The sequence below is a fragment of the Sulfitobacter sp. 15WGC genome (genome assembly GCF_005068605.1).
Classification (GTDB): domain Bacteria; phylum Pseudomonadota; class Alphaproteobacteria; order Rhodobacterales; family Rhodobacteraceae; genus Sulfitobacter; species Sulfitobacter faviae.
Map to the genome: position 1 here is coordinate 1 of NZ_SZNL01000150.1, position 254 is coordinate 254.

Genomic DNA, 254 nt, shown 5'->3' on the forward strand with positions numbered 1-254 from the left:
TGTGATGATCGTGATTGTCTGGGCCTTGGGCGTCCGCTCGGCCCTGCTGGTGGGCTTGGCCATTCCGGGGGCCTTCTTGGCCGGGGTCACGGCGCTTTGGGTCATGGGCTATACGATGAACCTCGTCTGCTCTTTTCGCTCATCCTCGTGGTGGGGATGCTGGTGGACGGGGCCATCGTGACCACCGAACTTGCCGACCGCCGCCTGCAAGAGGGGCATTCGCCCCGCGCCGCCTATGCCCATGCCGCCAAACG

General features: G+C 65.4%; 1 pseudogene. It reads left to right on the forward strand.

What is annotated here, in order from left to right:
- Positions 1-254: pseudogene (locus tag FCK22_RS18340) on the forward strand (efflux RND transporter permease subunit); the annotation flags it as partial.